Origin of the sequence: Parasphingorhabdus sp. (assembly GCF_039968395.1) — a bacterium.
Lineage (GTDB): Bacteria > Pseudomonadota > Alphaproteobacteria > Sphingomonadales > Sphingomonadaceae > Parasphingorhabdus.
Genome location: NZ_JBDVPV010000001.1, coordinates 668673 through 694544 on the forward strand (window position 1 = coordinate 668673; position 25872 = coordinate 694544).

General features: G+C 54.5%; 26 protein-coding genes and 1 tRNA gene. 17 read left to right on the plus strand and 10 right to left on the minus strand.

From position 1 onward, the window contains the following. Positions 1-4: 4 nt before the first annotated feature. The 5 genes from ABJI30_RS03215 (at position 5) to ABJI30_RS03235 (ending at position 6613) form a co-directional block, all read left to right on the plus strand. A complete protein-coding gene (locus ABJI30_RS03215) occupies positions 5-1498 on the plus strand; it encodes a TolC family protein (protein ID WP_348015467.1) in 1494 nt (497 codons plus the stop codon). A 19-nt stretch (positions 1499-1517) separates the two neighbouring features. Beyond that, complete coding sequence (locus tag ABJI30_RS03220) at positions 1518-2480, plus strand: efflux RND transporter periplasmic adaptor subunit (RefSeq protein ID WP_348015468.1); 963 nt, start codon at positions 1518-1520, stop codon at positions 2478-2480. Next, a complete protein-coding gene (locus ABJI30_RS03225) occupies positions 2461-3855 on the plus strand; it encodes an HlyD family efflux transporter periplasmic adaptor subunit (protein ID WP_348015469.1) in 1395 nt (464 codons plus the stop codon). Before ABJI30_RS03220 ends, ABJI30_RS03225 begins: the two co-directional genes overlap by 20 nt. Then, a complete protein-coding gene (locus ABJI30_RS03230) occupies positions 3852-6002 on the plus strand; it encodes a biotin/lipoyl-binding protein (protein WP_348015470.1) in 2151 nt (716 codons plus the stop codon). Before ABJI30_RS03225 ends, ABJI30_RS03230 begins: the two co-directional genes overlap by 4 nt. A 179-nt stretch (positions 6003-6181) precedes the next feature. Beyond that, a complete protein-coding gene (locus ABJI30_RS03235) occupies positions 6182-6613 on the plus strand; it encodes a hypothetical protein (protein WP_348015471.1) in 432 nt (143 codons plus the stop codon). Positions 6614-6871: 258 nt separating this feature from the next. Here ABJI30_RS03235 and ABJI30_RS03240 read toward each other — a convergent pair. The 3 genes from ABJI30_RS03240 to recJ all read right to left on the minus strand — a co-directional run bounded on the left by ABJI30_RS03240 (position 6872) and on the right by recJ (position 9243). Next, positions 6872-6946 (minus strand) — tRNA-Glu (locus ABJI30_RS03240). Positions 6947-7077: 131 nt separating this feature from the next. Further along, positions 7078-7461: a VOC family protein gene (locus ABJI30_RS03245; RefSeq protein WP_348015472.1), complete on the minus strand. Its 384-nt coding sequence runs from the start codon at positions 7459-7461 to the stop codon at positions 7078-7080. 15 nt (positions 7462-7476) lie between these two features. Continuing rightward, positions 7477-9243, minus strand: a complete 1767-nt coding sequence (recJ, locus tag ABJI30_RS03250) for a single-stranded-DNA-specific exonuclease RecJ (protein ID WP_348015473.1) — start codon at positions 9241-9243, stop codon at positions 7477-7479. Between the two features lie 102 nt (positions 9244-9345). Here recJ and ABJI30_RS03255 point away from each other — a divergent pair, with 102 nt between their 5' ends. After that, positions 9346-10296, plus strand: a complete 951-nt coding sequence (locus ABJI30_RS03255) for an MBL fold metallo-hydrolase (RefSeq protein WP_348015474.1) — start codon at positions 9346-9348, stop codon at positions 10294-10296. A gap of 23 nt (positions 10297-10319) precedes the next feature. Further along, on the plus strand, positions 10320-10811 hold the full coding sequence (locus ABJI30_RS03260) for an NAD(P)H-dependent oxidoreductase (protein WP_348015475.1): 492 nt from the start codon (positions 10320-10322) through the stop codon (positions 10809-10811). Here ABJI30_RS03260 and ABJI30_RS03265 read toward each other — a convergent pair. The 3 genes from ABJI30_RS03265 to glpX are packed head-to-tail and all read right to left on the minus strand — an operon-like array spanning position 10808 to position 13615. Further along, on the minus strand, positions 10808-11392 hold the full coding sequence (locus ABJI30_RS03265; RefSeq protein WP_348015476.1) for a uracil-DNA glycosylase family protein: 585 nt from the start codon (positions 11390-11392) through the stop codon (positions 10808-10810). The genes ABJI30_RS03260 and ABJI30_RS03265 overlap by 4 nt on opposite strands. Next, complete coding sequence (locus tag ABJI30_RS03270) at positions 11392-12615, minus strand: alpha/beta hydrolase (RefSeq protein WP_348015477.1); 1224 nt, start codon at positions 12613-12615, stop codon at positions 11392-11394. The genes ABJI30_RS03265 and ABJI30_RS03270 overlap by 1 nt, the downstream gene beginning before the upstream one ends. Positions 12616-12640: 25 nt before the next feature. After that, positions 12641-13615: a class II fructose-bisphosphatase gene (gene glpX / locus ABJI30_RS03275; protein ID WP_348015478.1), complete on the minus strand. Its 975-nt coding sequence runs from the start codon at positions 13613-13615 to the stop codon at positions 12641-12643. A 63-nt stretch (positions 13616-13678) separates the two neighbouring features. On the opposite strand from glpX, the gene ABJI30_RS03280 reads away from it, so the two are divergent. Next, entirely contained in the window at positions 13679-14158 is a 480-nt protein-coding gene (locus ABJI30_RS03280) for a hypothetical protein (protein WP_348015479.1), read from the plus strand. A gap of 17 nt (positions 14159-14175) precedes the next feature. Here the strand turns inward: ABJI30_RS03280 and ABJI30_RS03285 are convergent, their stop codons facing one another. Further along, positions 14176-15474 carry a homoserine dehydrogenase gene (locus tag ABJI30_RS03285; RefSeq protein WP_348015480.1) on the minus strand — a complete coding sequence of 433 codons (1299 nt, stop codon included), beginning with the start codon at positions 15472-15474 and terminating at the stop codon, positions 14176-14178. A gap of 131 nt (positions 15475-15605) precedes the next feature. Beyond that, a complete protein-coding gene (locus ABJI30_RS03290; RefSeq protein WP_348015481.1) occupies positions 15606-16454 on the minus strand; it encodes a hypothetical protein in 849 nt (282 codons plus the stop codon). Between the two features lie 263 nt (positions 16455-16717). Here ABJI30_RS03290 and ABJI30_RS03295 point away from each other — a divergent pair, with 263 nt between their 5' ends. The 4 genes from ABJI30_RS03295 (at position 16718) to ABJI30_RS03310 (ending at position 19356) form a co-directional block, all read left to right on the plus strand. Further along, positions 16718-17374: an energy transducer TonB gene (locus ABJI30_RS03295; RefSeq protein ID WP_348015482.1), complete on the plus strand. Its 657-nt coding sequence runs from the start codon at positions 16718-16720 to the stop codon at positions 17372-17374. An 85-nt stretch (positions 17375-17459) separates the two neighbouring features. After that, positions 17460-18215, plus strand: coding sequence for a MotA/TolQ/ExbB proton channel family protein (locus ABJI30_RS03300; RefSeq protein WP_348015483.1), 756 nt, complete (start codon positions 17460-17462; stop codon positions 18213-18215). 120 nt (positions 18216-18335) lie between these two features. Continuing rightward, on the plus strand, positions 18336-18860 hold the full coding sequence (locus ABJI30_RS03305) for a biopolymer transporter ExbD (protein WP_348015484.1): 525 nt from the start codon (positions 18336-18338) through the stop codon (positions 18858-18860). A 43-nt stretch (positions 18861-18903) separates the two neighbouring features. After that, positions 18904-19356, plus strand: coding sequence for a biopolymer transporter ExbD (locus tag ABJI30_RS03310; RefSeq protein ID WP_348015485.1), 453 nt, complete (start codon positions 18904-18906; stop codon positions 19354-19356). A gap of 197 nt (positions 19357-19553) precedes the next feature. Here ABJI30_RS03310 and ABJI30_RS03315 read toward each other — a convergent pair whose 3' ends face one another. Further along, on the minus strand, positions 19554-21296 hold the full coding sequence (locus ABJI30_RS03315) for an ABC transporter transmembrane domain-containing protein (RefSeq protein ID WP_348015643.1): 1743 nt from the start codon (positions 21294-21296) through the stop codon (positions 19554-19556). Positions 21297-21658: 362 nt separating this feature from the next. On the opposite strand from ABJI30_RS03315, the gene ABJI30_RS03320 reads away from it, so the two are divergent. The 4 genes from ABJI30_RS03320 to proC all read left to right on the plus strand — a co-directional run bounded on the left by ABJI30_RS03320 (position 21659) and on the right by proC (position 24113). Beyond that, on the plus strand, positions 21659-22207 hold the full coding sequence (locus ABJI30_RS03320) for a TspO/MBR family protein (RefSeq protein ID WP_348015486.1): 549 nt from the start codon (positions 21659-21661) through the stop codon (positions 22205-22207). Between the two features lie 60 nt (positions 22208-22267). After that, positions 22268-22642, plus strand: a complete 375-nt coding sequence (locus ABJI30_RS03325; RefSeq protein WP_348015487.1) for an accessory factor UbiK family protein — start codon at positions 22268-22270, stop codon at positions 22640-22642. Between the two features lie 149 nt (positions 22643-22791). Next, positions 22792-23298, plus strand: coding sequence for a YbjN domain-containing protein (locus tag ABJI30_RS03330; RefSeq protein ID WP_348015488.1), 507 nt, complete (start codon positions 22792-22794; stop codon positions 23296-23298). Then, positions 23295-24113 (plus strand): pyrroline-5-carboxylate reductase, encoded by an 819-nt coding sequence (gene proC, locus ABJI30_RS03335; RefSeq protein ID WP_348015489.1) that lies wholly within the window; start codon positions 23295-23297, stop codon positions 24111-24113. The genes ABJI30_RS03330 and proC overlap by 4 nt, the downstream gene beginning before the upstream one ends. 6 nt (positions 24114-24119) lie before the next feature. On the opposite strand, the gene ABJI30_RS03340 is transcribed toward proC, so the two are convergent. Beyond that, positions 24120-24632 carry a MarR family transcriptional regulator gene (locus ABJI30_RS03340; RefSeq protein WP_348015490.1) on the minus strand — a complete coding sequence of 171 codons (513 nt, stop codon included), beginning with the start codon at positions 24630-24632 and terminating at the stop codon, positions 24120-24122. Between the two features lie 95 nt (positions 24633-24727). On the opposite strand from ABJI30_RS03340, the gene ABJI30_RS03345 reads away from it, so the two are divergent. Then, the gene (locus ABJI30_RS03345) at positions 24728-25825 is read left to right on the plus strand and encodes a branched-chain amino acid aminotransferase (protein ID WP_348015491.1); all 1098 of its coding nucleotides are present in this window, start codon (positions 24728-24730) and stop codon (positions 25823-25825) included. The last annotated feature ends 47 nt before the right edge of the window (positions 25826-25872 follow it).

The following is a 25872-nucleotide window of genomic DNA, read 5'->3' on the forward strand; positions in this document are numbered from 1 at the left end:
GACTATGTACAAGAAACTTGCTCTGAGTTGCTCGGCACTCGCCTTGTTGGCCGGTTGCGCGGTTAATCCCAAACCGCTCACGCCTTCACAAATCGATACCACCGCACGCGAAAATATCGTCGCGGTGGATGCCGATCAGGAACCGGTTACAGCACCGATAAATCTGTACGAAGCGATGGCGCGCGCACTGAAATATAATCTCGATTACAAAGTCGAGTTGATGGAAGAGGCGCTCAAAAACCGTGAGCTCAATCTGTCACGCTATGACATGTTGCCGCAACTGGTTGCCAATGCAGGTTATGCGGGACGAAACAATTTTTCCGGTGCCAGCTCGCTTTCACTGATCACGCGTCGTCAGTCACTGGAACCATCAACTTCATCCGAACGTGATATCTTTACCGGCGATCTGTCGCTGAGCTGGGACGTCCTCGACTTCGGCCTGTCCTATGTCCGTTCGCAGCAAAAAGCGGACGAGTTTCTGATTTCCCAGGAACGCCGTCGCAAGGTGGCCAACCGGATCATCGAAGATGTCCGCACCTCTTACTGGCGCGCAGTTAGCGCAGAGCGGCTGCTGACCAAGTTGAAGGAACTGGAGGGCAATGTCAGTACAACGCTCGATAATAGTGAGAGACTGGCCGAGCGCCGTCTGTCTGCTCCGTTGACAGCGTTGACCTATCAGCGTGAGTTGGTCCAGATTCAGGCGGAGATTCGTAAATTGCAACGCGAACTGGTGGTTGCCAAGGCACAACTCGCAGCTCTGATGAACCTGCGTCCCGGCACCAGGTTTGCGCTCGTCCTGCCAGATCGTACCGAGAATCTTCCCGCCGTGAAATATTCGGGCGAGGACATGATGATGACCGCCCTGAAAAACCGCGCTGAACTGCGCGAGGTCAGCTATCGCCAGCGCATCAACAGCAAGGAACTGGATGCGGCACTATTGTCTGCGCTGCCCAGTTTTCGCGGAATTCTGGGTGTGAATGTCGATTCCAATGACTTCCTGTTCAACAATAACTGGTTCCAATATGGTGCACGGGCGAGCTGGAATGTGCTGAACCTGTTCAAACTCGGTCCTAAGAAAAAGGCAGTGCGTGCACAGGATGACTTGCTGCGACAACGCGAGCTGGCGTTGACCATGGCGGTGATGACCCAAGTCCATGTGTCACGGGCGCGCTTTGGCCATTTGCAGGAAGAATTACAGACTGCAGAGCACCAGAACCGGGTACAGGACAAGATTCTCTATCAGATCCGGTCTGGTCACAAAGCCGGTGCGATCAGCCAGCAGACCCTGCTGCGGGAGGAAATGAACACGCTGGTTGCAGAGGTCAAATATGACATCGCTTATGCCGAGGCGCAAAATGCCTATGCCAATCTGTTTGCATCGATGGGCATAGATGATTTCGCACCAGACCTGACCGGTCGTGAGGATGTCGGAACGTTGACTGCGTCGCTCGCTACTCTATGGCAAGAGCGCGAAGCGGCGATGAAGCTCGACAAATAGGCGATAGAAAGCTTTTTTCATGAGCGACGAAACTCCGGACATCGAGAATAAATCAATTGCCCCCTGGATATGGGGCGGCGGCATAGCGATTGTTGCGGCTATCGGCGTCGGTCTGGCGACTGGCGGCGACGGGCCCAACTGGTCGAGCAATGAGGCCGCGTCAGGCGCCTCGGAAGAAACGGCGCAAGCTAGTGCTGAGGCAGAAGTAAAAACATCCGCGCCCAAGCCCGATCCCGACGTGCGCGGTGTTATCAAGCCCAAGCGGGAATCGACGATCGCCTCGAGAATGACTGCCCGCATCACCTCCATGCCGTTTGGCAAGGGGCGCAGTTTTCGCAAAGGTGCTTTGCTCGCGAAATTCGACTGCTCTGCCATTCGGGCTGAACTCAAAGCGGCACAGGCTGCTGCCAATGCTTATGACGTGACTTACAAAACCAATGTTGAACTCGATCAATATGAAGCTATCGGCAAGAACGAGGTTGCGGTGGCCAAGGCCAATCTGGGTAAGGCGAATGCAGAGGCCAGCGCGATCAAGGCAAATCTTTCCGATTGTGCGGTATATGCACCTTTTTCGGGAACAGTTGTCGAACAAATCGGCCATAGCGGAGAGATTGCGGCGAGTGGCCAGCCGTTGCTGACCATTCAAAGCGGCGGTGATCTCGAGGTCGAGCTGATTGTGCCCAGTAACTGGCTGACATGGCTGCGCCCCGGTGCGGATTTTACCTTCAAGATTGACGAAACCGGTGCGGATGTGACGGGGCAGATTGTCCGGCTGGGCGCTTCGGTGGATCCGGTGAGCAAGACCATCCGGGTTACGGGCAATGTGGATGAAACCGAAAGTCTGGTTCTGCCCGGCATGAGCGGTACCGGCATATTTGTGAAGCCATCCGACAAACCAGCGCAGAGCGCGGCAGAAAAAACACCGGCCAGCGGGCCGACCAAGTCAGAGGTAGTAAAGGCCGATGGCCGTCCACCCTCCTGATCCCGAGCCGGCACCTATTGCTATCTTGCCTGTGGCTGCGGGCGCTGCACCCATATCCGGTGACGCGAATATGCTCGCCAGTCTGCTGCAATTTGAGGCTGAAGTGCGCCGTCAGCCGGGCGTGGCTGAACTTCATTATCATGTCGCCAACGAAATGCGTCGCATCCTGCCCTATGAGCAGATGTTTATTATGCGCCAGCCGCGCTTCGGCGATGACTATCATATCGTTTGTGCCTCGAGCATATCCTCAGTGGACCGCAACGCTCCGCTGATTCAGGCTATGGAAAAGCTGATAGCGAAACTGTCCGAAAATAGCGGTCTGGATCGCGCGCATGATTTTACCCTTGAGGGAATGAGTGTTGATTCCGCGCTGACAGAATATCCTTATGGAGAATGTCGCTGGCAACCATTGCTCGACAGCGAGGAAAAGGTTTTTGGCGGGCTTCTGGTTATGCGGGAAGCACCGTTTCGCGATAGCGAAGGTTATCGACTGACGCGCTTGTCGGAAACTGTCTCGCATAGCTGGCGGGCGTTGACCGGTGACAAGCCGGTGAAACGACTGGGCCGGTTTGGCCGCAAGGAGAAAATCGGCGTGATGGTCGCGCTGTTGGTAATTGCCCTGTTTCCGGTCCGGATGACGGCGCTCGCTCCCATGGAGGTTGTGGCAGCACGCCCGTTCATGGTCGCAGCGCCGCTTTCGGGGGTGATTTCGCGCATTCACGTTGCGCCCAATGCGGCTGTGGAAGAAGGCGCTCTGCTGATATCCTTTGATGATGTTAAGCTGTCCAACGAACTCAAGCTTGCGCAGGAAAAGCTGGCGGTTGCGAAGGCGCGGGTGGACCGCTCGACCAGTACTGCTTTTGGAAAAGATGACGAAACCCGCGAAATTGCAACGCTGCGGGCGGAATATGATCTGGCGCAGGCCGATTATAATTTTGCCAATGATGTCATGAGCCTGTCGCAGATAAAAGCACCGCGTGCGGGAATGGCTATTTACAGCGACCGGCGCGACTGGGAAGGGCGCGCTGTCAATGTAGGTGACCCGATATTGCAGGTCGCAGATCCAGGTGAGATTGCATTGCGGATTGATTTGCCGGCGGCCGAGCAAATGGCGCTGGAAAGCGGATCGCGTGTGAAAATCTGGCTCGATGCCCAACCGCTTTGGGCCGTTGAAGGCAAGGTGGAACATGCCAGCTATCAGGCCCGGCAAACAGCTGAAGGCATTTTGGCCTTTGCGGTTACCGCCAAGCCGACATCCGGAAATCCGCGGATCGGCTCACGCGGTACTGCCAAACTTTATGGCGAGTGGGTGCCGCTTGCTTATTCCTTGCTCAAACGACCGATCGCGAGCTTCAGACAAACAGTCGGTCTGTGACTGCCGCTCTGTCTGGGGAGCCGGAACGGCCTTTACTGCCTCCGCTTCGGCAAGAGCTGCGAATCGAACCGGGTGCGGCATTGGTCAACGGCGCGCCAAGCTGGACGTTGTTTGATCCGGTACGACACCTGTTCTTTCAACTGGGCCGGATTGAATATCGTATTCTCGCGCGCTGGGCCTCCGGTGATCTGGCGAAAGTTAATGACGATCTGGTAGAGGAAGGACTGGACGAGGAAGAAATCAACAATACCTTTGGTCAGGTGGTCGACTTTTCGCTGAGCAACAGTCTCACCGTAACTCCCATCGGAGACACGGTTTCCAGTTTCACGGAACAGCGAGAAACGGCCAGGAAAGCCTGGTGGAAATGGATGCTGGATAATTACCTGTTCATCCGCATCCCGATTGTCAAACCCGCAGCTTTCCTCGAACGGACGATCGACAAAGTTGCACCCCTCTGGTCCTATCCGGCCTTGACTTTCTTTGCATTGCTGGCGCTCATCGGCCTGTTCCTGGTCGCCCGTCAATGGGATAGTTTCCTGGCGTCCTTCCTCTATTTCTTCAGCTGGCAGGGTCTGATCGCCTATGGCCTCGGTCTTTTCGCAATCAAGATCCTCCACGAGCTTGGCCACGCTTACACCGCTACCCGATTTGGTTGCCGCATTCCCAGCATGGGGATCAGCTTTCTGGTCATGATGCCGGTTTTGTATACTGATACATCCGGCGCGTGGCGACTGACCTCGCGCAAGCAACGGCTGATGATTGATTGTGCCGGTGTCACAGTGGAACTGATGATCGCCGGTCTCGCGACCATGGCCTGGGTGTTACTGCCAGATGGCATGTTGCGCAGCGTTGCCTTTGTCCTTGCGACAACAAGCTGGGTCATGAGCCTGGCAATTAATCTCAATCCGTTCATGCGCTTTGACGGCTATTATGTTCTGTCGGACTGGCTGGGCGTGCCCAATCTGCAACCTCGTGCCTTTGCGCTGGGACGTTGGCGATTGCGTGAGTTGCTATTCTCTCTAGGCGACGATGCTCCCGAACGGGTGCCCGATCCGTTGCGGCGCGGGATGATCGTCTACGCCTGGATGACCTGGCTTTATCGGCTGATATTGTTCATCGGAATCGCGCTACTGGTCTATACGCTTTTTTTCAAGCTGCTGGGGGTGATCCTGTTCGTGGTCGAGATTGCTGTTTTTGTCGCTCGCCCGGTGATGTCCGAATTCAAGGTTTGGGCGAGTATGAAAGACCGGATAGCGGCGACATCACGGACCCGATTATTATTGATCGGGACCGGTATCACGCTGCTGCTGTGTCTGCTGCCACTCGATCGCCACATCAGTGCACCGGCTGTACTGACACCCATCGGCGCCTCCCCGATTGTCGCCGGTGATCCGGGAAAGATAGAGAAGATCTTCGTGCAAAATGGTGCCCGAGTGAAAGCAGGAACACCATTGCTGCAACTTTCAGCTCCCGATCTGGAAAAGGAGATATCTGCGACAAAGGTACGGATTTCCAATCTGCAACTCCAGATTGGCCGCGGTGCTGCAGATGATATTGACCTATCCAATCGCACAATTCTTGATCGCGAATTGAAGCGTGAGCAGGATCGGCTGACCGGTCTCGAGCTCAGAAATGCACGATTGATTCTGAGTGCACCGATCTCGGGGATCGTTACGGACTTGAAACCGGATGTTCATTCCGGGCGCTGGCTGGGCGGCGCCGAGGTGATTGCCTATGTTGTCACGCCGGATGATTTTGACGTTCAGGCTTATGTCAGCGAAGATGATATCTGGCGTGTTGAAAGCGAGGCTTACGGCCGGTTTATTCCGGATGATGCGACACAATTGTCGAGGGCCGTAAAGCTTGTTGATCGATCTGCAAATGCGGTGGAGAGACTGAACCAGCCAATATTGTCATCAATCAATGGCGGTTCCATTGCATCTGATCGGGACGAGGATATCCTGCGGCCGCGGGAGGCTCTCTACCGGGTGCGTCTGATCGCGGAAAAAAGCACACATGATACAGGGGCCGTGCTGCAGCCGGTTCCCGGCCGTGTGCAAATCGCGGCGCAACCACGTTCGGTTGCCGGCTATGTGCTGGACAATATGGTGCGCCTTGTCCGGCAGGAAGCGTCCTTGACCAACTAAAATGCACGTTGCTGGTTCAGAGCATCGGCAAAATCGACGTCGAGCGATGTACTTTTTCACGAGCATGAATGTTTGATGTCGAGCCCCTGGCGAACTGGAAACAAGCGGAAGGCTTGCATACAGCTTCCGGCAGATTTACATATCAAGAGGATCAATAGTCAGCATGCTGGATTCTTGTTTTGCGGAAAGCCGCCATATTTCTTTATTTCGGTGTTGGAATAGTCAGCATCATACTTGGACTGATTTACATCTTTTCTCCCACGTTCATGCCGTATCACGCGGTTGCAATTGGCCGTGAGTGGGTGGAACTGACAACCTCGGAACAAATTTTGTTCTCCGCGCTTTTGGATTTGGCAGGCGCTGGATGGATTGCGGTTGGTGTCGCTGTGATATGCCTGATCCTGATTCCCGCTCGGCGCGGAGAGATTTGGGCGCGCTACCTGATCCCGGCTCTTGTCTTCATTTCTTACATACCAACGCTTTTGGCTACGCTCTCTGTGTTGAACGCGACACCAGCTTCTCCTCCATGGTGGGGTACTATGATTGTTTTGATCGCAACCATGGCTGCATTTCTAATCGATCGGCCTTATTCGAAAGATAAAGGCAGCTAAACCATTTATGTCTGACGCCTCCTTTGGGTTGTCACGGCAGTGATGCCAACGCCGGCCTTGACCGCAAAAACGGACAGTCAGCTTTGAAAACACGCTTCTGCCAGTTTGAGATTGCAGCGGTTATGTTTGTCCAAAGTCTAGCGCAATTCAACATGTGAACTTGAAACACGAGTTCTCAGGAGTGCAAGTCCCCGAAATGACGCAAAAACATGGTGCCCAAACGGGATTTAAGTTTCTGACATGAAAGAGAAAACTGCGTGGTGACCCCTACGGGAATCGAACCCGTGTTTCAGCCGTGAAAGGGCCGCGTCCTAACCGCTAGACGAAGGGGCCGTACCAGTGCCCGAAGGCATCACCGATTGGCGAGCCCCGGCAATTAGGGATGTCGGGGGCTTTGGTCAACCCCAATCATGAGGCTTTTTCACCTTTTTGTCTTTTGGGCTTTCCGCAGGAAAAATGCGGTTTTAGCCGGCCGCACTGTGGCAGACAGCCTGCAGCTTGTTTCCTTCCGGATCACGAACATATGCGCCATAATAATTGGGGTGATAATGCGGGCGCAATCCCGGTGCGCCTTCGCCGCTTCCGCCGTTTGCCAGCGCTGCGGCATGAAATGCATCAACCTGCGCCCTGCTTGCGGCGATGAAGGCTGCATGATTGCCGTTGCCAGCGCGGGCAGGGGCGCCGTCAAAGGCCGGACCGATGAACAATTTTGGTCCGGTGAGCTCGCCCCAGGCCTTGCCTTGCGGGTGCTGCATCAGCACCGGATGACCAAGTACCGCCATGATGGCATCGTAAAATGGTTCGGCTTTGGCAAAATCATCAATGCCGAGAGTGATATGGCTAAACATGAGGGCTCCCTGTTTCTAGTCTGCCCAGGCAGCATCTTCGAGATGTATTTCTGCTGCCGGACGACTGCCCCAGTCGTCAATCTTGGCGCGACCCGCGATCCACAATTTGCGATTTTTTGGTGCGGTGAGCAAGGCTTGACCCAAATCCGTTTCCGCGGCCCGAAATGCGATGGTCTTGATCGAGCCGCCGTCATCGCCCGCGACAATCATGCGAACATGGTCCTTGCCGACAATGTCGCATTTGATAATCCGAACCGGGCCCGCGGCAATACGGGGGGCGGGCCATCCCATGCCATAAGGCCCCGCGCCATCCATGGCTTCGACGAACAGCGGGTTCACGCCCTTGGGCGACAATATTGCGTCCAACAACAGGGCCCTTCCTGATTGGGCTGCGCTGATATTTTCGGCCAGATGGTCGTTTAAAAATTCTGCAAAAGCTGCAATCTTTGCGGACTCGATCGTTATGCCAGCCGCCATCGCGTGCCCCCCGCCAGCGACGAGCAACCCGCTGTCCTTGGCGGCAATAATGGCGGCTCCAAGATCGACGCCGGTTATCGAACGCCCGGAACCCTTGCCGATGCCATCTTCATCTTCGGCAATGATGATCGCCGGTTTCCCCAGTTTTTCCTTGATGCGGCTGGCGACAATACCGATCACGCCGGGATGCCAGCCTTTTGAAGACAACACGGCGACGGCCTGATTTTCCTGCCCCGCACACATGGCCTCGGCTTCTTCCAGCACATGGGCTTCGATCGCTCGCCGCTCTTCATTGAGATGGTTGAGTTCAGCCGCGATGGATTGCGCCTCATCACGATCCTGGGTGGTTAGCAGACGAACGCCCAGATCAGATTTGCCAACCCGACCACCGGCGTTGATGCGTGGCCCCAGAGCGAAGCCGAGATCGGAACAGATCGGAGCGCGCTTGAGACGGCTGGCATCTATCAGGGCGGACATGCCGGGATTTTGCCGACCGGACAGTACCTTCAGCCCCTGCGCAACGAAGGCTCTGTTCAATCCGCGGAGCTGAGCCACATCTGCGACCGTGCCCAGTGCAACAATATCCAGCAGTTCCAGCAATTTTGGTTCTGCGCGCTGTTTGAAAAAGTCGCGCTGGCGCAATGTGCGGATGATGGCCGCGCCCAGCAGAAAGGCCATGCCGACCGCAGCGAGATGACCGTGCTCCGCACCAGCGTCGCTCTCGTCCAGCCGGTTGGGGTTCACCAGCGCCAGAGCTTTCGGCAATTCTGCAGCGCATTTGTGATGATCGACCACAATGACTTCAACACCGGCCTTGCTCGCCATATCAAGCGCTTCAAACGCCATCGCTCCGCAATCAACCGTCACCACCAGATCGGAGCCTTGTTCGCCCAGTTTGACCAGAGCTTCGCCGGACGGTCCATAACCTTCCATCAGCCGGTCGGGGATATAATATCCGGCATCTAGCCCCAGATCGCGCAGCAGCCGGATCAGCAGCGCTGCACTGGTGGCGCCATCGACGTCATAGTCGCCGAAAATCACAACCTTTTGCTGTGTAGCAACTGCGTCGGCGATACGTTCTGCCGCCCTGTCCATATCCTGAAAAACCGAAGGATCGGGCATGAAGCCGCGAATGGTGGGATCGCGATTAATCTCCAGTGTTTCGCGTGTGGCTCCGCGCGCCAGCAGGAGCTGGGTGACCAGATCATCGGGCTTGAATCCCGGATCGCGGGCATCGGCGCTGGTACTGCGCCAGCGCCATTCTTGACCGGAAAGGGATTGGGTGACATCTAGAACTGCAGACATGGCCCGGATGTATAGCATTGCTTCAATCTGACAAGCGGCAATATTTCGCAGTCAGGCTGGTCCGTGGGAAATTGTGCAACAATCTCAGGCGGAGTGCCCCGAATGACTATAATTGATGACAGCCAGAACCCGCCGATGGTGGAGGCTTTTTTCGATCAGACGTCCAACACCGTGAGTTATCTGATCCACGATGCAGCAACCGGAGCGGCGGCGATAATCGATCCGGTGCTGGATTTTGATCATAACAGCGGGCGGCTTGCCACGGCCAGTGCCGATCACCTTTTGGCGCGAGTGGAAGAGCTGAACCTGCAGCTGGCCTATGTTCTGGAAACTCACGCTCATGCCGATCATATGAGTGCAGGGCATTATCTTCGTGTCAAAACGGGCGCGAAACTGGCAATTGGCGAGAAGATTACCGAGGTCCAGCAGGTTTTTGCTCCGATATTTGAAGCAGATGATGTTTCGTTTGACGGTGTTGCATTTGACCGGTTGCTCAGTGATGGCGAAACCTTGCCGCTGGGCACAAATACCATTCAGGTAGTGCATACACCCGGCCATACTCCGGCATGTGTCTGCTACAAAATTGGTGATGCGATTTTTGTGGGAGATACGTTGTTCATGCCGGACTTCGGCACGGCACGGTGTGATTTTCCCGGGGGAGATGCAGCTACGCTATATGCTTCCATCCAGAAAATTCTCGCGTTCCCCGACAACATGCGGGTATTCACCTGCCATGACTATCTGCCAAAGGGTCGTGATGAATATATCTGGGAAAGCTCCATTGCCGAACAAAGGCGCAGCAATATTCATATTGGCGGCAAGAGCGAAGAAGAGTTCGTGGCCATGCGTTCCACTCGCGACAAAACTCTGGCAGCTCCAAAATTGATATTGCCCTCCCTGCAGGTCAATATCCGGGCTGGTACCTTGCCCCCGGCCGAAGCCTCGGGAGCGGTGTTCCTGCGATTACCGGTCAATGCATTCCCGGGGTTTGAACATACCAGCGACGCGTTGCAGGCAAAAGTCGAAGATTTTCAGCCGGACTGGCATATCTGAGATATGTGCTCAGTGAGATTCCGGTGAAAAAACTTCTTGTCGTTTATTACAGCTATACCGGCGGCACGCATCAGATGGCTGATGCGGCAACAGGCGGTGCCCGGTGTGCCGGCGCAGTGGATGTAATATTGATGAAAGCGGAAGAATGTCAGCCTGAGGATATGTTGGCAGCCGACGGATATATTTTTGCAACTCCGGAAAACCTTGCTGCCATGGCTGGAGTGATGAAAGCGTTTTTTGATCGTTGCTATTATCCGTTGCTCGGCAAGATCGAGGGGCGGCCTTATGCCGCGATGATTTGTGCCGGTTCAGATGGCGAAAATGCGCGGGCACAGCTTGAACGAATTGCAACCGGCTGGCGGCTGAAAAAAGTTGTGGATACGCCGATCATCTGTACCCATGCACAGAGCGAAGAAGACATATTGGCTCGCAAGACAATCGGCGTGGCAGATTTGGAAACATGCAAGGAAACAGGTGGAGTTTTGGCTGCTGGTCTGGAAATGCGGATTTTCTAGCTCAATTCGGCAATCCGTGCTTGCAATATCGGGACAACATCCGCCTCAAACCATGGATTGGCTTTGAACCAGCGTATGTTGCGCGGGCTCGGATGGGGCAGGGGCAGGATGCCGGGCCAGAATTCCTGCCATCGTTCAACCGTTCGGGTCAGTGTGCGAGATTTCGTATCACCGAGGTGCCAGTCCATTGCATATTGACCGAGGATCAGTGTGAGTTCGAGATTTGGCAATCTGTCGAGAAGCGGCTGGCGCCATTGGGGCGCGCATTCCGGGCGGGGCGGCAAATCACCGCCTTTTCCGGTACCGGGGAAACAAAAACCCATCGGGATGATGGCGAACAGGTCAGGATCGTAAAACTGTTCTTCGGTCACACCCAGCCATTTGCGCAGTCTTTTGCCGCTGGGATCATCGAAAGGTCTGCCTTTCGCATGGGTTTTGCTGCCTGGCGCCTGACCTGCGATAAGAATTCTTGAATTCTTACTGGCTTGGAGCAACGGACTTGGGCCGAGGGGGAGGCCTGAGCAGATTGAGCAGCTGCGTACGTCCTGCAGCAAATCATCAAGTGATGTTGCCTCGCTCATCAATCGAACGGCCGGCGTCGGCAGATCGTGTCATGTTCGGGTTCTTCATCCTTGGGCACAGCGTCCAGCGTGAAAACATGCGGCAGGTGCGTTGGGCTGCGACCCTGTCTGCGGTTACGTTCCCCGTTTACCACTGACGCGAAATCAAGACAGGCCGCCGCACTCCGCAGAAAATCGCTGTGGCCCGTCGCTCCCTCGCTGATTGCGGAGGTATCGATCAACGTCAGACCGCTTTTCTCCGGTTTCATATCTGCACTGCTCAGGGTCGCATAACAGCGGCCCGGATGACCCATTTGCTCCAGCGCTGCTTTTTTAAAGGGATCAAAACAGTCGGGTGAGCCGAGTCTTGGATACCCGTGAATGCGGTATGACAATCCAATCGCCTTGTCTTTCGCTGATGCATAAACAACGATCCGGCGATTGTTCCTGATCCGACGTTCGGACAAAATCTCTTCGGCAATCTCGCGTTCAAAAATCTGTCGATCGATATCCGGTGCTGCCAGAATGATATTTGAAATATTGCTGGAATCTGCATTGGTTGAATTCTTGTCGACATATTCCACCGCCGGAATGATAAGCCGGGCGCCCAGCGAATGCGATATAAGTACAATTTCCCGGGTCCAGCTCTGTTCAGCCAGACGCATCAGAAACCGGCGGAAATTTCGTTCGTCCCAATACATGTTGGTTTCATCCACAGCATATTTCAGCAGTGCGCCCTGTGATGGCCAGCTATATTGGATGACCGGGCCGGTAAAGCCTGTCAGACGGGCAATTTGGGTGGTATCTTTGGAAGTTATCCGAAATGTCTCGCGATAGCCATGGACATAGACAAGTGCTCTGCCTTCTCGATTGTCCATGGATTTCGAAAGAGCCGACCACCATTGGTCTTCATTCGAAATCGTAAACGGCACGGGCAGCTTGTCATTACCGGTTTGCTTTTCACCAATTCGCGGGTCACCAAAACGACCGTAGCGAGTCTTGTCGCCGCGATGGTTTGTCAGCGTGATTGTCGAATTTTGGCAATCCGGCAAGCGGGTGGTTACAACAAAATATGGCGTTTCGTCCGACCCAGTGGCCTCTGAAGGCTCGGGATCGCACCTCTTGTCTTCAACATATTGTGAATGCGGGATTGGCCCATAATCAACAGGCGAAATGCAGGCGGTGGCTAATAATGTGAGCCCGAGGATGATAGCCCTCGTGCGAAGAACCGCCGGCATGGTCATCTGATCATTGCGATAAAGCGCCGGATCATTTTGCCCGCTGTTCGCTTTTCACCCATCTGACCGTGCCCGAAGATGCGCGCATCACGACACTTTCGGTTGTCATCATTCCGCTACGCAGTTTTTTGACGCCCTGCAGCAGGGAACCATCCGTCACGCCGGTTGCCGCAAAAATCACATCCCCTTTTGCAAGTTCCTTCAGATCATAGACCTTGTCGAGATCTTCAATGCCCCATTTATAGGCGCGCTGACGTTCGTCGTCATTGCGGAATGTCAGCCGGCCCTTGAACTGTCCGCCGACACAGCGCAAAGCTGCTGCCGCCAGAACGCCCTCGGGTGCACCGCCACTGCCCATATAAATGTCGACTGTTGTTTCTTCATCAGTCGTCGCGATCACGCCGGCAACATCGCCATCGGGAATAAGCATGATGCCGCAGCCGATTTCACGCAGCTCGGTAATGATCTTTTCGTGGCGCGGGCGATCCAGAACACAGACGATAATATCTGCAGGCTGCACGCCTTTTTCCTTGGCCACTGCACTGACATTTTCCAGTACGGACTTGTTGAGATCAATAATGTCCGGGGAATAGCCAGGGCCAACCGCCAGCTTGTCCATATAGACGTCAGGCGCGTTAAGCAGATTGCCTTTTTCTGCAATCGCGAGCACCGCCAGCGCATTGGGGCCGGCTTTGGCAGTAATCGTTGTTCCTTCGAGCGGATCCAGAGCGATATCAATTTCCGGGGATTCGCCTTCACAGCCGTGACCGACTTTTTCGCCGATAAACAGCATTGGCGCTTCGTCTCGCTCGCCTTCGCCAATAACCACGGTTCCGCAGATATCGAGACCGTTCAGAGCTTCGCGCATCGCTTCGACAGCAGCGGCATCCGCCGCTTTCTCATCGCCGCGGCCGATCAGATTGGCTGCGGAAATTGCAGCAGCTTCCGTGACTCGTACCATTTCCATAACCAGTACGCGTTCCAAAATATCACTTGATTCAGGCATCCGAATGTCTAGTCCTCTTCTAAGGGGCAGAATTTTCACTCTCGATAGGGGAGGCGAATCACAATGTCGAGAAGCCTTGTTCTGCTTTTGCTGATTTTATGTCCGGGAATTGGACACGCCCAGAATCCGGAACCTGATGAACGTACGCTTCAACTCTTGGCCAATGCCAGGAAACTTGTTGCGGTTGATGCTGATGGTTGTCTGATAAACAGCAATCCCGATGAGATTATCGTCTGCGCCGGTTTCGACCCCAATCGCGCCCATCGCCTGCCGTTTCCAGAGCTGGCGGTTGATCCGACACTTCGTGTCAGCGACCCTTTGCCCAAAGGAAATGCGCAGATTGTTCAGCAGACCCGCTGCTATGTAACTTACAGCGAACGCAATTGTTTCAAGGGATTGCCTTTGGTTTCCATTTCATTTGGCGGAGCAGGGGGAGGCGTAGACCGATCTGAGGGGAACTTGTGGTCGACGATCCAACCTCAAAGTCCGGACGAAGATTATATAAAGCGTGCACTGACAAAGCCCCTCGATCAGACGCCTTGATATGTGCAGGCCGCTGGTCAGTCGGTCTCGCTCAAAAGATGCATGACCATGGGCGAGCCCTGTATGTTGCTCGAACTCGATAGCTTCTCGAGACTTTCCGCAACGTCTCGTTCCAGACTGTTATGCGTCACCATGGATATCAAGACCGAACCATCATCCGTTTTCTGTGTCTGAATCAGACTTTCAATCGAGACATTTGCATCCCGCATGGCGGCAGTAATTTCTGCCAGAACACCGGGTTTGTCGGCGACAACAAAGCGAATGTAGCTTTTGCCTTCCCGATTGCCGCTTTCTGCTCGTTCCGCCGAAGGCATGCTTTCAGCAGGCATGGCGAAGACCGCTCCGGAATCGCCGCGGGCAATATCGACAAGATCTGCAACCACTGCTGAAGCCGTTGGTCCGTCACCGGCCCCCGCGCCTTGAAACATCAACCGTCCCGAGAAATTGCCCTCTGCAACCACTGCATTGGTGGAACCGCTAATATGTGCCAGCGGATGATCTTCCGGAACCAGGTAGGGATTGACGCGCTGGAACAGTTTCCCGTCGTCAATCCGTGCCATGCCAAGCAGGCGGATGCGATATCCCAGCGATTTGGCCTGTCCGATATCTGCCGCCATGATGCTTCTTATACCTGCTGTTTCGACACCGCCGAAATCAAGCGACTTGCCAAAGCAGAGTGCCGCCAGAATGGCCAGCTTGTGTGCAGCATCGACTCCATCAATATCGAATCCGGGATCCGCTTCTGCATAGCCAAGTTCTTGCGCCTTTTTCAGGACCTCTTCGAAATCACTGCCATGCTGCTCCATTGTCGAGAGGATATAATTGCAGGTACCGTTGAGGATGCCATAGACGCGCTCAATGCGATTGGCGGATGCGCCCTCCCGCAATCCTTTGATTACCGGAATGCCGCCTGCGACTGCAGCTTCATATTTCAGGGAAACGGATTTGCTTTCGGCAAGACCGGCCAGTTCCATACCATGGTGTGCGATCATGGCCTTGTTGGCTGTCACAAATGACTTGCCATTGTTCAGACTGTTTCGGGCAAGGTCAACAGCGACGCCTTCGGAACCGCCGATCATTTCAACCACACAATCGACGTCGGATATGGCCGCAAGGTCCAGAGCGTTGTCGGACCATATATAAGGGCTGAGATCCAGTCCCCGATCACGGTTTTTGTCCCGCGCGGAAACAGCGATCACTTCTATCGGCCGCCCGGCACGGTCAGCGATCATTTGACTGTTTTCGTTCAACAGCTCAATCACGCCGGAACCAACGGTGCCAAGTCCAGCCAGAGCGATGCGGAGGGGAGAAGTCATAGGCAATTCCAGAATAGCTGTTGTCAAACAGGTCAGACATTGAGACGAGCAGCACCGCTTGCGGCACGTGCATACGAGTGGTGCTTATTAACGCGGCTTTGCAATATTGCCAGCGAATGTCGCGTGGTAGCTCAGTTGCTGTTTATTGGTCTGCGAGATCGCGGACAATTGCCCAGGTCCTGAATCACCATGCGATAGTCAAGGCGTGCGCGATTGGAATCTGTTGGATTGGTACCGTTCAGTGCTTCCTCGGGAAGATCGCGCGGCAGAAAACAAGCCAGCCGATACCATAATAGCGAATTCCTGATTGGTGCCCGGGCTGCTTCATCGACAATTTCACTGAGAGAAACGGCCCATCGTTTTTTCTGTCCCGCCCGGCTCAATATCGTGATCGATACTGGCTGGCCGCTTTCCGATTCCAGAAATATCTGGGTTTCGCCTTCACCGATAATCGTGCCCGGGACATGAAACGCGTTTCCGATTCGCTTGATTGGCGGAGGACTATCCTGTGCGACAACTTCTTTGACGATATCCCGAATCCGGGAGGCTCGTGCAGGCGTCCAGGCGATTTGGGCATCTCCCGCAACCAGCTGGATTTCACCCGGTCTGCCTGGCACTCGTCGCCCGAAAACGATCATTTCGCGCTTCTTCAGCTTTGGTGTGCGACCACGAGCATCCATCGGGATGTCGATGATGTAGCGAATCGTATCGGCGATCCCGCCACGACCCCGAATCAATGCGTTTGTAGCACCGATTATATAGAATCGACGGGTTCCAGTTGGTGCACCAATGGACCTTTCAGGGTCGACTTTGATCGCTTTGTTAACTGTTATTCGCGCAATTACCGGAGCCTGGACAGCAAGGTCTGCGAGATCGGCATATTGCAGCGGATCCACCGGTTGCCGTTCTTGTGAAAAAGCTGGAAATTCAGCGGCTAATGCAATGATGAAGCTGATCAGAAACAGGCTGGTTCGGGGCATTGATTTTCCATAAAAAGGGACAGTGACGGCTTGACTGTTACGCGCTATTTTGTGTTTTTTACAGGTTAATCAATGCTGAATTAACAAACCGATTGCCTGCATCCAACTAGCGCGTTAAAACATTCGGAAGGCGGCTTTCACTCGAACGAAAAGCTGCCATGGGGAATCTAGGGATCGCGATGGTTAACTTGCCATTTGTCCTTTTGGAGTCGTCTTTCGGGGCGATTTGCATTCCTAGGGTAGAAAAGGAGTTACATTTCTGAATGGCTTATGCTGACCAACAGATGAGTTCGAGCAAGATCGTATCAATCGGCCTTGTCGTTCTGATTCACGTGTTGCTTGGATATGCTCTTGTAACTGGACTGGCCTATAATGCGGTCAAGAAAGTAGCGTCGGAGCTCGATATGATCGATATCCAGGAAGAGGAACCACCTGAAGAGCCGGAGGAGCCACCTCCACCACCGCCAGATCAGCCGATTGAACCACCACCTGTGGTAACGCCTCCACCGATCGTGACGCCGCCCGCGGCTCCAAGACCGGTGATACAGCAGCAACCAGTGGCACCACCGCCACCACCGCCTGTTGTCGTGGCACCTCCACCGCCACCACCTCCTCCGCCGCCACAGCGTGCGAATCCGGAGCCGCGCGGTAACCCGGGAAGATGGGCCAATGCCAATGACTATCCGTCACGGGCGTTGCGTGAGGAACGCGAAGGAACAACTCGGTTCCGTCTTACGGTGAATGCCAAAGGACGGGTTGATAACTGCCAGATTACAGGTTCAAGCGGACATGCTGATCTTGATCAGGCTGCGTGCAAAAACCTTACGAGAAGGGCCCGGTTCAGGCCGTCGCTGGATGCGGCAGGCAATCCGACAACCGGTACCTATTCCAATGCGGTTCGCTGGCAGATACCGAAATAACGTTAATCATGGCGGATCGGCCCGGTGGTCGATCCGCTGCCAAACCTAATTATTGAAATAAACTTATCCTGAGGGGAATGTTAAAATGTTGATTGAAATTCTTGCAGCGGTGGAACCACCACAGAACGCATTTGGTTTGATGGAAGCTCTCGAGCAGGGCGGTGCCATTGCTTGGGCTACCTTCCTGATCCTGGTCGCCATGTCTATCTCGTCTTTCTACATCCTGTTTTCGAAACTGTTCGAGCAGAACAAGGTGATGAAACAGGGCAAAGCGATGCGTGCGACTTTCTGGCGTGCCGGCAGCCTTCGTGAAGGTGCCTCGAAGCTCGAAAAGAACAGTGCATATCGTCAGATTGTTGATGACGGCATTCGTGCAGATGATGATCACGCGAAACTGACCGACCCTGTTGAGGCCCATGACTGGCTCCACGGATCGCTCGCTCGTTCGGAAGATCTGATTAACTCGAAGCTGGCAACCGGCCTTCCATGGTTGGCGACCGTTGGTGCGACATCACCGTTTATCGGTCTGTTCGGTACAGTTATCGGTATTTATCGCGCACTGATCAAAATCGGTATCGCTGGACAGGCATCGATTGATGCTGTTGCTGGCCCGGTTGGTGAAGCATTGATCATGACCGCTCTCGGTCTCGCTGTGGCCGTTCCTGCTGTTTTGGCTTATAACTGGCTGCAGGGCCGCAACAAGAAGATCGCAGAAGACCTGAGCTCATTTTCAAATGATGTTCTTGGTTACATGGCTTCGGACGGCGGCGTTAAGCCAGCTGCTCCTGCCGCTGCTGCGAAACCAGCTGCTGCCAAGCCGGCTGCGCCTGCGAAGAAATAAGTCGCTGGCCGGATCTGGTTTCACAGTCTCAGGCTTTGAGCCCGTGATCCGGCCAACCGACTCTCCGAAGATGGCCCAGGCCTCTTCCGGAATAGCTAGTTTTTGAGAGGATAATATTCCATGGCAATGAATGTTGGAGCAGGAGGCGGCACAGATACTCCGCCGCTATCGGACATCAATACTACGCCTTTGGTGGATGTGATGCTTGTTTTGCTGATCATCTTTCTGATTGCTGTCCCGGTTGTGATCCAGACGGTTGAGATGACATTGCCGGTATTGCCGTTTGAAGTGACGACAACAAAACGCGAGAATGTTTTGCTGGCTGTGACGACGACGGACTCTGCAGGCCGTGATCCCGGTGATCCGGAATATGCAGGTGCGAATCCCGGCGGGAATTGCCGCGTTTACTGGAACACAACACCAGTGGATTCGACGGAATTGGTCACCAGGGCTGTCAAACAGCTTGAAGATCAGATCGAAGCTTTTGGCGGTGTTGAGAATATGACTGCCGACGATATGCCCGAAGTGCATATCCGCGGCGACATCAACACACCGTATAAATGCATCGGTGGTGCAATCTATACAATGCAGCGCGCCGGGTTCGCCAAAGTTGGCTTCCTGTCGACACCAATCGCAATCGAATAGACGCGTCAGCGCGATAGTATTTAAAGTTTAAGGAGACGCACTAATGGCAATGAGCGGCGGCAAAGATGATGGCAGCCCGATGATGGAAATGAACACGACGCCTTTGATTGACGTCCTGCTCGTTCTCCTCATCATGTTCATCATTACAATCCCGGTCCAGACTCACGCAGTCAAACTGGACCTTCCCGTGGATGATCCAAATCCACCACCACCACCTGACGTTGATCCGATCAAGAATCGCCTCGGTATCACTGCGACCAATCAGATTGTCTGGAATGACACGGAAGTGTCGCTGAACCAGGTCAAACAGTATCTGGCACAGACCAAATCGATGGTTCCGGAACCGGAATTGCAATTCCAGCCTGACCCGATTGCTGCATATCTGTACGTCGATCGTACACTCGCGGTCATCAAGGATAGCGGTGTGACGAAATTCGGTTTCGTCGGCAACGAACAATATGGCAGTTTCAACAAAGCGGCTCGGATGCCTAACTAGGTGCGATCTGCTTTGCGGAACATAAATTCAAAGGGCGGTGGAAACACCGCCCTTTTTTTGTCTGCTGCTTCGACATGCGCCCCGCGCTGATCAGATAGCCAGCAACCAGACAAACATATTCTAACGGAGCCGCGCCGCGCGCCAGTCACCGTTGAGTCCAAACTCCAACATGTGGAGTACGCTCTTGAATCGTGTTGTTACGCGGTGACGCTGCTCTTTGACAGTTCACCGCTGTTGAACTGGAGCTCCGCCAGACGCGCGTAGAGGCCGTTTTTGGCGATCAGACTGTCATGGTCGCCCTGTTCGACTATTTGCCCTTCATCCATCACTATAATGCGATCCGCAGAGCGGATCGTGGCCAGGCGATGGGCAATCACGATGGTGGTCCGATCCGCCATAAGTTTATCCAGCGCATCCTGCACCAGCTTCTCGCTTTCCGCATCGAGCGCGGAGGTGGCTTCATCCAGCAGCAGGATAGGCGTGTTGCGGAGCAATGCCCGGGCGATCGCAACACGTTGCCGCTGGCCACCTGAAAGCCGCGTTCCCGCTTCTCCCATAAAGCTGTCCAGACCATCCGGCAGCTCGCGCAAGAATTTTTCCGCATTGGCCGCGCGCGCTGCTTCCCAGACTTGTTCGTCGGTTGCGTCCCATTCGCCATAACGCAGATTGTCTCGTGCGCTGGCTGCAAATAATACGGTATCTTGCGGAACCAGAGCCATGCGTTCGCGGATGTCTGCCGGGTCGGCAGAGGGAAGAGCAACGCCGTCAATGCGAACACTGCCATTTTGAGGATCGTAGAAACGCTGTGCCAGTTGGAACAAAGTTGATTTGCCGGCACCGGAAGGGCCGACGACCGCTACTGTTTCGCCAGGCAGAACCTTGAGTGAGAAATTCTGCAATGCGGCCGTCTCGGTCCGGGTTGGATAGGCAAATGTGACATTGTCGAATGATATCTGGCCACGTGGAGGCTCTGGCAAAGCAATCGGCGATGCAGGTGCAGCGATACCGGGTTCTTCGACCAGCAACTCCGCGAGACGCCCGGCTGCACCGGCTCCGCGCAACAAGTCGCCATAAACTTCGGTCAATGCTCCAAACGCACCGGCCACCAGTCCGCCCGTAAGAACGAAGGCGGCGATCGTTCCGCCAGATATACTGCCATCGGCCACACCCATGGCGCCGCGCCACATCAACATTGTAATCCCTGAGAAAATCAGTGCAATGACAACAGCGGTCAGGGCGGCACGCAAGCGGATACGGCGTTTCGCTGTTTCAAATGTGGCTTCAACCGCACCTTCAAAGCGCTGATGCTCGCGAGCTTCCTGTCCAAATGCCTGCACGATCTTCATCGCCCCAAGAGTCTCCGCGACCATTGCACCGACATCTGCAACTCGGTCCTGACTGAAACGTGACACATTGGTCAGTTTTCGTCCGATGAACACAATGGGCAAAATGATGACCGGGATGGCAACCAGCAGACCGGCTGTCAAAGCAGGGGCAAGAGTGAACAGATAAACAATCCCGCCAATGCCGATAACAAGGTTTCTTAGCGCAACCGAAACCGTCGTTCCAACCACCTGTTCGATCACAGCTGTGTCGGACGTCATCCGGGATGCAATTTCCGAAGGCCGGTTTTCTTCAAAAAAGCCTGGCGCGAGGCGCAGCAGATTGCGCTGCACCGCGAGGCGAATGTCGGCAACGACACGTTCCCCAAGCCAGCTGACGAAATAGAATCGGAAGGCCGTCGCTATTGCCAAAACACCGACGATAACGAGCAGCAACTCGAAATAGGGCGCAATATCGCCGCCTCCGGATGCAAACCCCTTGTCAATGATGGTTTTGAATCCTGCCGGAATTGCCAGTGTTGCCATGGCGGCTACAAACAGTGATGTGGCCGCAAGTACAATTTGCTTCGGATATGCAATTGCGCGGCTCCAGACCATCCGCAGGTTACTTATCTTGTTACTGGATGACTGTTCGGGCGGTGTTGATTCCGGGACGGGTTCAGTCACATTTCGCTCTTCGTTCATGGCAATGGCCTCTAGCAGTCAGACATGGGTGTCACAATCCTGTTGACTGAACTTCTGTCCGACAAGCTGAAACATATGATAACAAGATGGTTACTGATCGGAATATGCCAAGGCGTCATTGCCGGATTTCGCCAGATTATTCTCCTTTTTTTGCTCTGCATGCGTCATGGTGAACCCGCTGGTAAATGCGGAGATGATTGCCTACATACGTTGCGAAACAGGGCAAAACAGGCGGAGCGATTCGCAATGGAACCCGAAAAACAGGAAAGCATGAAGTGAATCAGATTGCATCAAAAGGGCAATTGCGCATGTCATTGCTGCGGTGGGTATTGTTCATCGTTCCCGTAATTGTGATCCTGGGTTTTTTGTCCGGTCAGCTTGCGGGTTCTGGTGAGGAAAATCGTTGGTTCAGCGCCTTGATCAAACCTGACGCGCAGCCACCTGGCTGGGTATTTGGAGCTGCCTGGACAATTCTTTATATCATGATCGGCTCGGCTTTTGCGATGATATTGCATGCCAGAGGGGCTCCACTGCGCGGTCTGGCGATCATTTTATTCCTGGCACAATTCGCTCTGAATCTCTTTTGGTCACCCCTGTTTTTCGGTATGCACCAGGTATCTGCTGCTTTCTGGCTGCTTGTGGCGATCTTTGTGCTGTCGGTGATGACGACAGTCGTTTTCGGGCGGATTCGCAAGGCAGCGGCATGGCTGATGGTACCCTATCTTGCCTGGTTGTGTTTCGCCGGCATATTGAACAAGCAGATTGATATTTTGAATCCCGGTGCCGAAACCCTTGTCGTCCCGGCCGCGAGAACCCAGATATAGTCTGGCACCAGATTTCGGATCGGCCAACGGTCTCACTGAACATCAACGGAGTGATATATTATGCAAAGCCAGAACAGATTTTTTGATGATCTTTCCAAGGTCCTAAACGGACTGGCTGGAACCGTTGCAGGCGTAGGACGCGAAGCGGAAGCCGGTGCGCGCGAACGCGCAAAAGAATGGTTCGGCGGAATGGATTTCGTATCACGCGACGAGTTTGAAGCGGTCAAGGAAATGGCGGCCAAGGCCCGGGCTGAAGCCGACGCCTTGAAGAAACGACTGGATGCACTGGAAAAAACATCTCCTGCAGCGAAGCGGCCAGAAACCCGTAAAACGGCAGCCCGCAAAACCGCGACCCGCAAGCCAGCAGCGCGGAAAACTGCGGCAGCCAAGACCGCTGCAAAGCCGGCCACGAAAAAACCCGGCAGTACGAAATAGGCTGATCTACCAGACTATTGGTATGGTTTCGCACCGATGCTATTATCCACAGTCTTCCCACAAACAATATCGGCGCGTACATGCCATTGCCTTGCCCTGCCTGACAGGCTGGGCCACTAAGCCTCCTATGCAATTGATTTGGAATCACCATGCTTGAAGACCAATGGTCCGAACTGGACCAGGAAGAAGCGCCGCCGGTTGATATGCTCGCCGCTTTTTTTGAAGCGCGCGGGTGGTCGGTGGATCATGTCAGCGAAGAAGAGATTTCGGTCGAGATCAAGGGCAACTGGACAAGCTACCAATTGCGCGCTATCTGGCGGAACGAGGACCATGTCCTGCAGTTACTGCTGCTTCCCGATATCCGGGTACCGGAAGACAAGACGCCTGCGGTCTACGAAGCTCTGGGATTGATCAACGAGCAGTTATGGCTGGGTCATTTCGATCTCTGGTCCAACAATAATATCTTGCTGTTCCGCCATGCGATCATGCTGGGTGGCAGCGGTTTGCTCGGCCTGGATCAGGCGCAGTCCATTGTGGATCTTGCGATTGATGAATGGGAGCGCTTTTATCCCGTATTCCAGTTTGTGATGTGGAGTGACAAAAGTCCGAAAGATGCGATTGAGCACGCCATGGTAGACACTCAGGGCGAAGCATGACTGCGACGCCGGAATGGCCGGATAACATCTGGGTCATTGGTTGCGGCAATATGGGCGGCGCGATTCTGCAGGCCTGGCTCGACCTCGGCCTGCCACAAGGAAATCTTTCTGTTGTGACTGCCAGCGGACGGCGTCTCGACAATGGTATCCAGACCCGCGATCATTTGCCCGAGACCGGTTCGCCGGATCTGGTCCTGTTCGCAGTCAAACCTCACATGGTTGATGACGTGGCGCCAGAGCTTGCGCCGCGCCTTGGGCCAGCCAGTTGCCTTGTTTCAATCCTTGCGGGAACCGAACTGGAAATTCTGCGCGATCGTTTTCCTGCTGCGGATACGATTGTGCGTGTCATGCCAAACATGGCGGTAACGCTTGGCAAGTCACCCATGGTCATGATCGCCGAGAATGATGATGCGGCACTGAAGGATCGCATGAACGTGCTTTTCGCGCCACTGGGTCCGCCGGAATGGCTGGAAAATGAAGATCAGATGCATCTGGCAACAGCCTTGTCGGGATCGGGCCCGGCGTTTCTGTTCCGCTTCATCGATGCTCTTGCCAGCGGAGCAAAGCAATTGGGGATGCCGCAGGATCAGGCGGCGCGCCTGGCTATAGCCATGGTTGAGGGCGCTGCCGAACTGGCTGCACGTTCAGATCATGATCCCGGCACTCTCGCCAATCAGGTAGCCAGCCCCAATGGCGTAACCCGCAAAGGTCTGGATGTCATGGACGCGGATGGGCGGGCCAATATCCTCATGCAGGATGTTCTGAAAGCCGCCATGGAACGCAACATTGAAATGGCCGAAGAAGCCCGAAAATAGAAATCTTCAGGCGCTGTCCTTGCGTAGATCGAATACCATCTGCCGATCTGATTCCGGGACCAGCCCTTCCAGAACATGCCAAAAGCCGGTGACAGATTCCTGTCCCGCACTGACATAGGCGTCAGACAATTTCTCTTTTAGCTGCGCGAACAGGTCAGCTTCGAGAGCAGCGCCGCTGTCGGTGAGACGCAACAATTTTTGTCGGCGGTCAATCTGGCCTGGTTTGGTGACAACCATATCGCGCTCGTGAAGTTCCTTGAGCACGCGGCCCAGAGATTGCTTGGTTATGGCGAGCAAGCGCAACAGTTCTCCGACGGTCAGATCGGGTTGCCGGGCGATAAAATAGAGTGCGCGATGATGCGCGCGACCCAGGCCCTGCTTGGCCAATACCTGATCGATGGAATTGGTGAGGCGGGTATAGCCGAAATACAAAAGTTCGACACCGCGCCGGATTTCATCTTCTCGCAGGAAGAGGGGGGACGCACCCGGAGAAACGGAAGGACGAGATATGTCAGCCATGTTGACGTATCTTGACAGGCTGATTAGGGGATTGCAAGATAAACTGTCGATATTGCTCAGGCCTGTTTGATATCGCACACCGGATGGAGCTGTTCATGGCAAATGATGAATATCTGGAATTTCTGATCGAAAAAAGCGACAGTCCGGCAACCGTAACCGACCGGCAGGCAGCGCTTGAAAATCCCGGATTTGGTAGTTTGTTTACCGATCATATGGCGATGATCCGATATACGGAAGGGCGCGGCTGGCATGACGCGCGTATACAAAAGCGCGAAACCATCGCAATGGATCCTGCCTCTTCCGTATTGCATTATGCGCAGGAAATTTTTGAAGGCATGAAAGCCTATCGATTGGCTGATGGTGCAACAGCATTGTTCCGGCCCGACGAAAATGCCCGGCGATTTCAAGCCTCTGCGCGCCGCATGGCGATGCCGGAGCTGCCTGAATCGCTGTTTCTGGAATCGGTTGAAAAGCTGGTGGATATTGATCGCGATTGGTTTCCACCCGTCGAAGGTGGCTCATTATATTTACGGCCCTTCATGTTTGCGAGCGAAGTTTTTCTGGGTGTCCGCCCGGCAAAAGAATATCTCTATTTGGCCATCGCATCTCCCGCTGGCGCCTATTTCAAGAGCGGTGCTTCGGCGGTGACGATCTGGGTATCTTCAGACTATAGCCGCGCTGCACAAGGCGGCACCGGCGCGGCAAAATGCGGCGGAAATTATGCCGCCAGCCTGGTTGCCCAGGCCGAAGCCATAGAGCGCAACTGCGATCAGGTCGTCTTTCTGGATGCAGCAGAACATCGCTGGGTTGAAGAACTGGGCGGGATGAATGTTTTCTTTGTCATGGAGGATGGTCGATTGATTACACCTCCGCTGGGAGGGACGATTTTGCCCGGGATCACGCGGGAATCAATCATGACACTCGCTCGCGAAGAAGGTCTGACCGTCGAAGAAAAGCCCTATGCGATTGATCAGTGGGAGGCAGATGCCAAAAGTGGCAAGCTGCTCGAAACATTTGCTTGCGGGACCGCTGCAGTGGTCACGTCAATTGGAACCGTACGCTCGGAAAACGGCGATTTCACGATCGGTAGCGGCGGGCCGGGACAGCTGACGGAAAAATTGCGCATGCGTTTGGTCGACATCCAGCGCGGGCAGGCGGAAGACACGCATGGCTGGGTTAAACGGCTGTTCTGAAAACAGGGTGAAACTGGACTTGCCCCCCGGGGTCAAGTCGGATAACA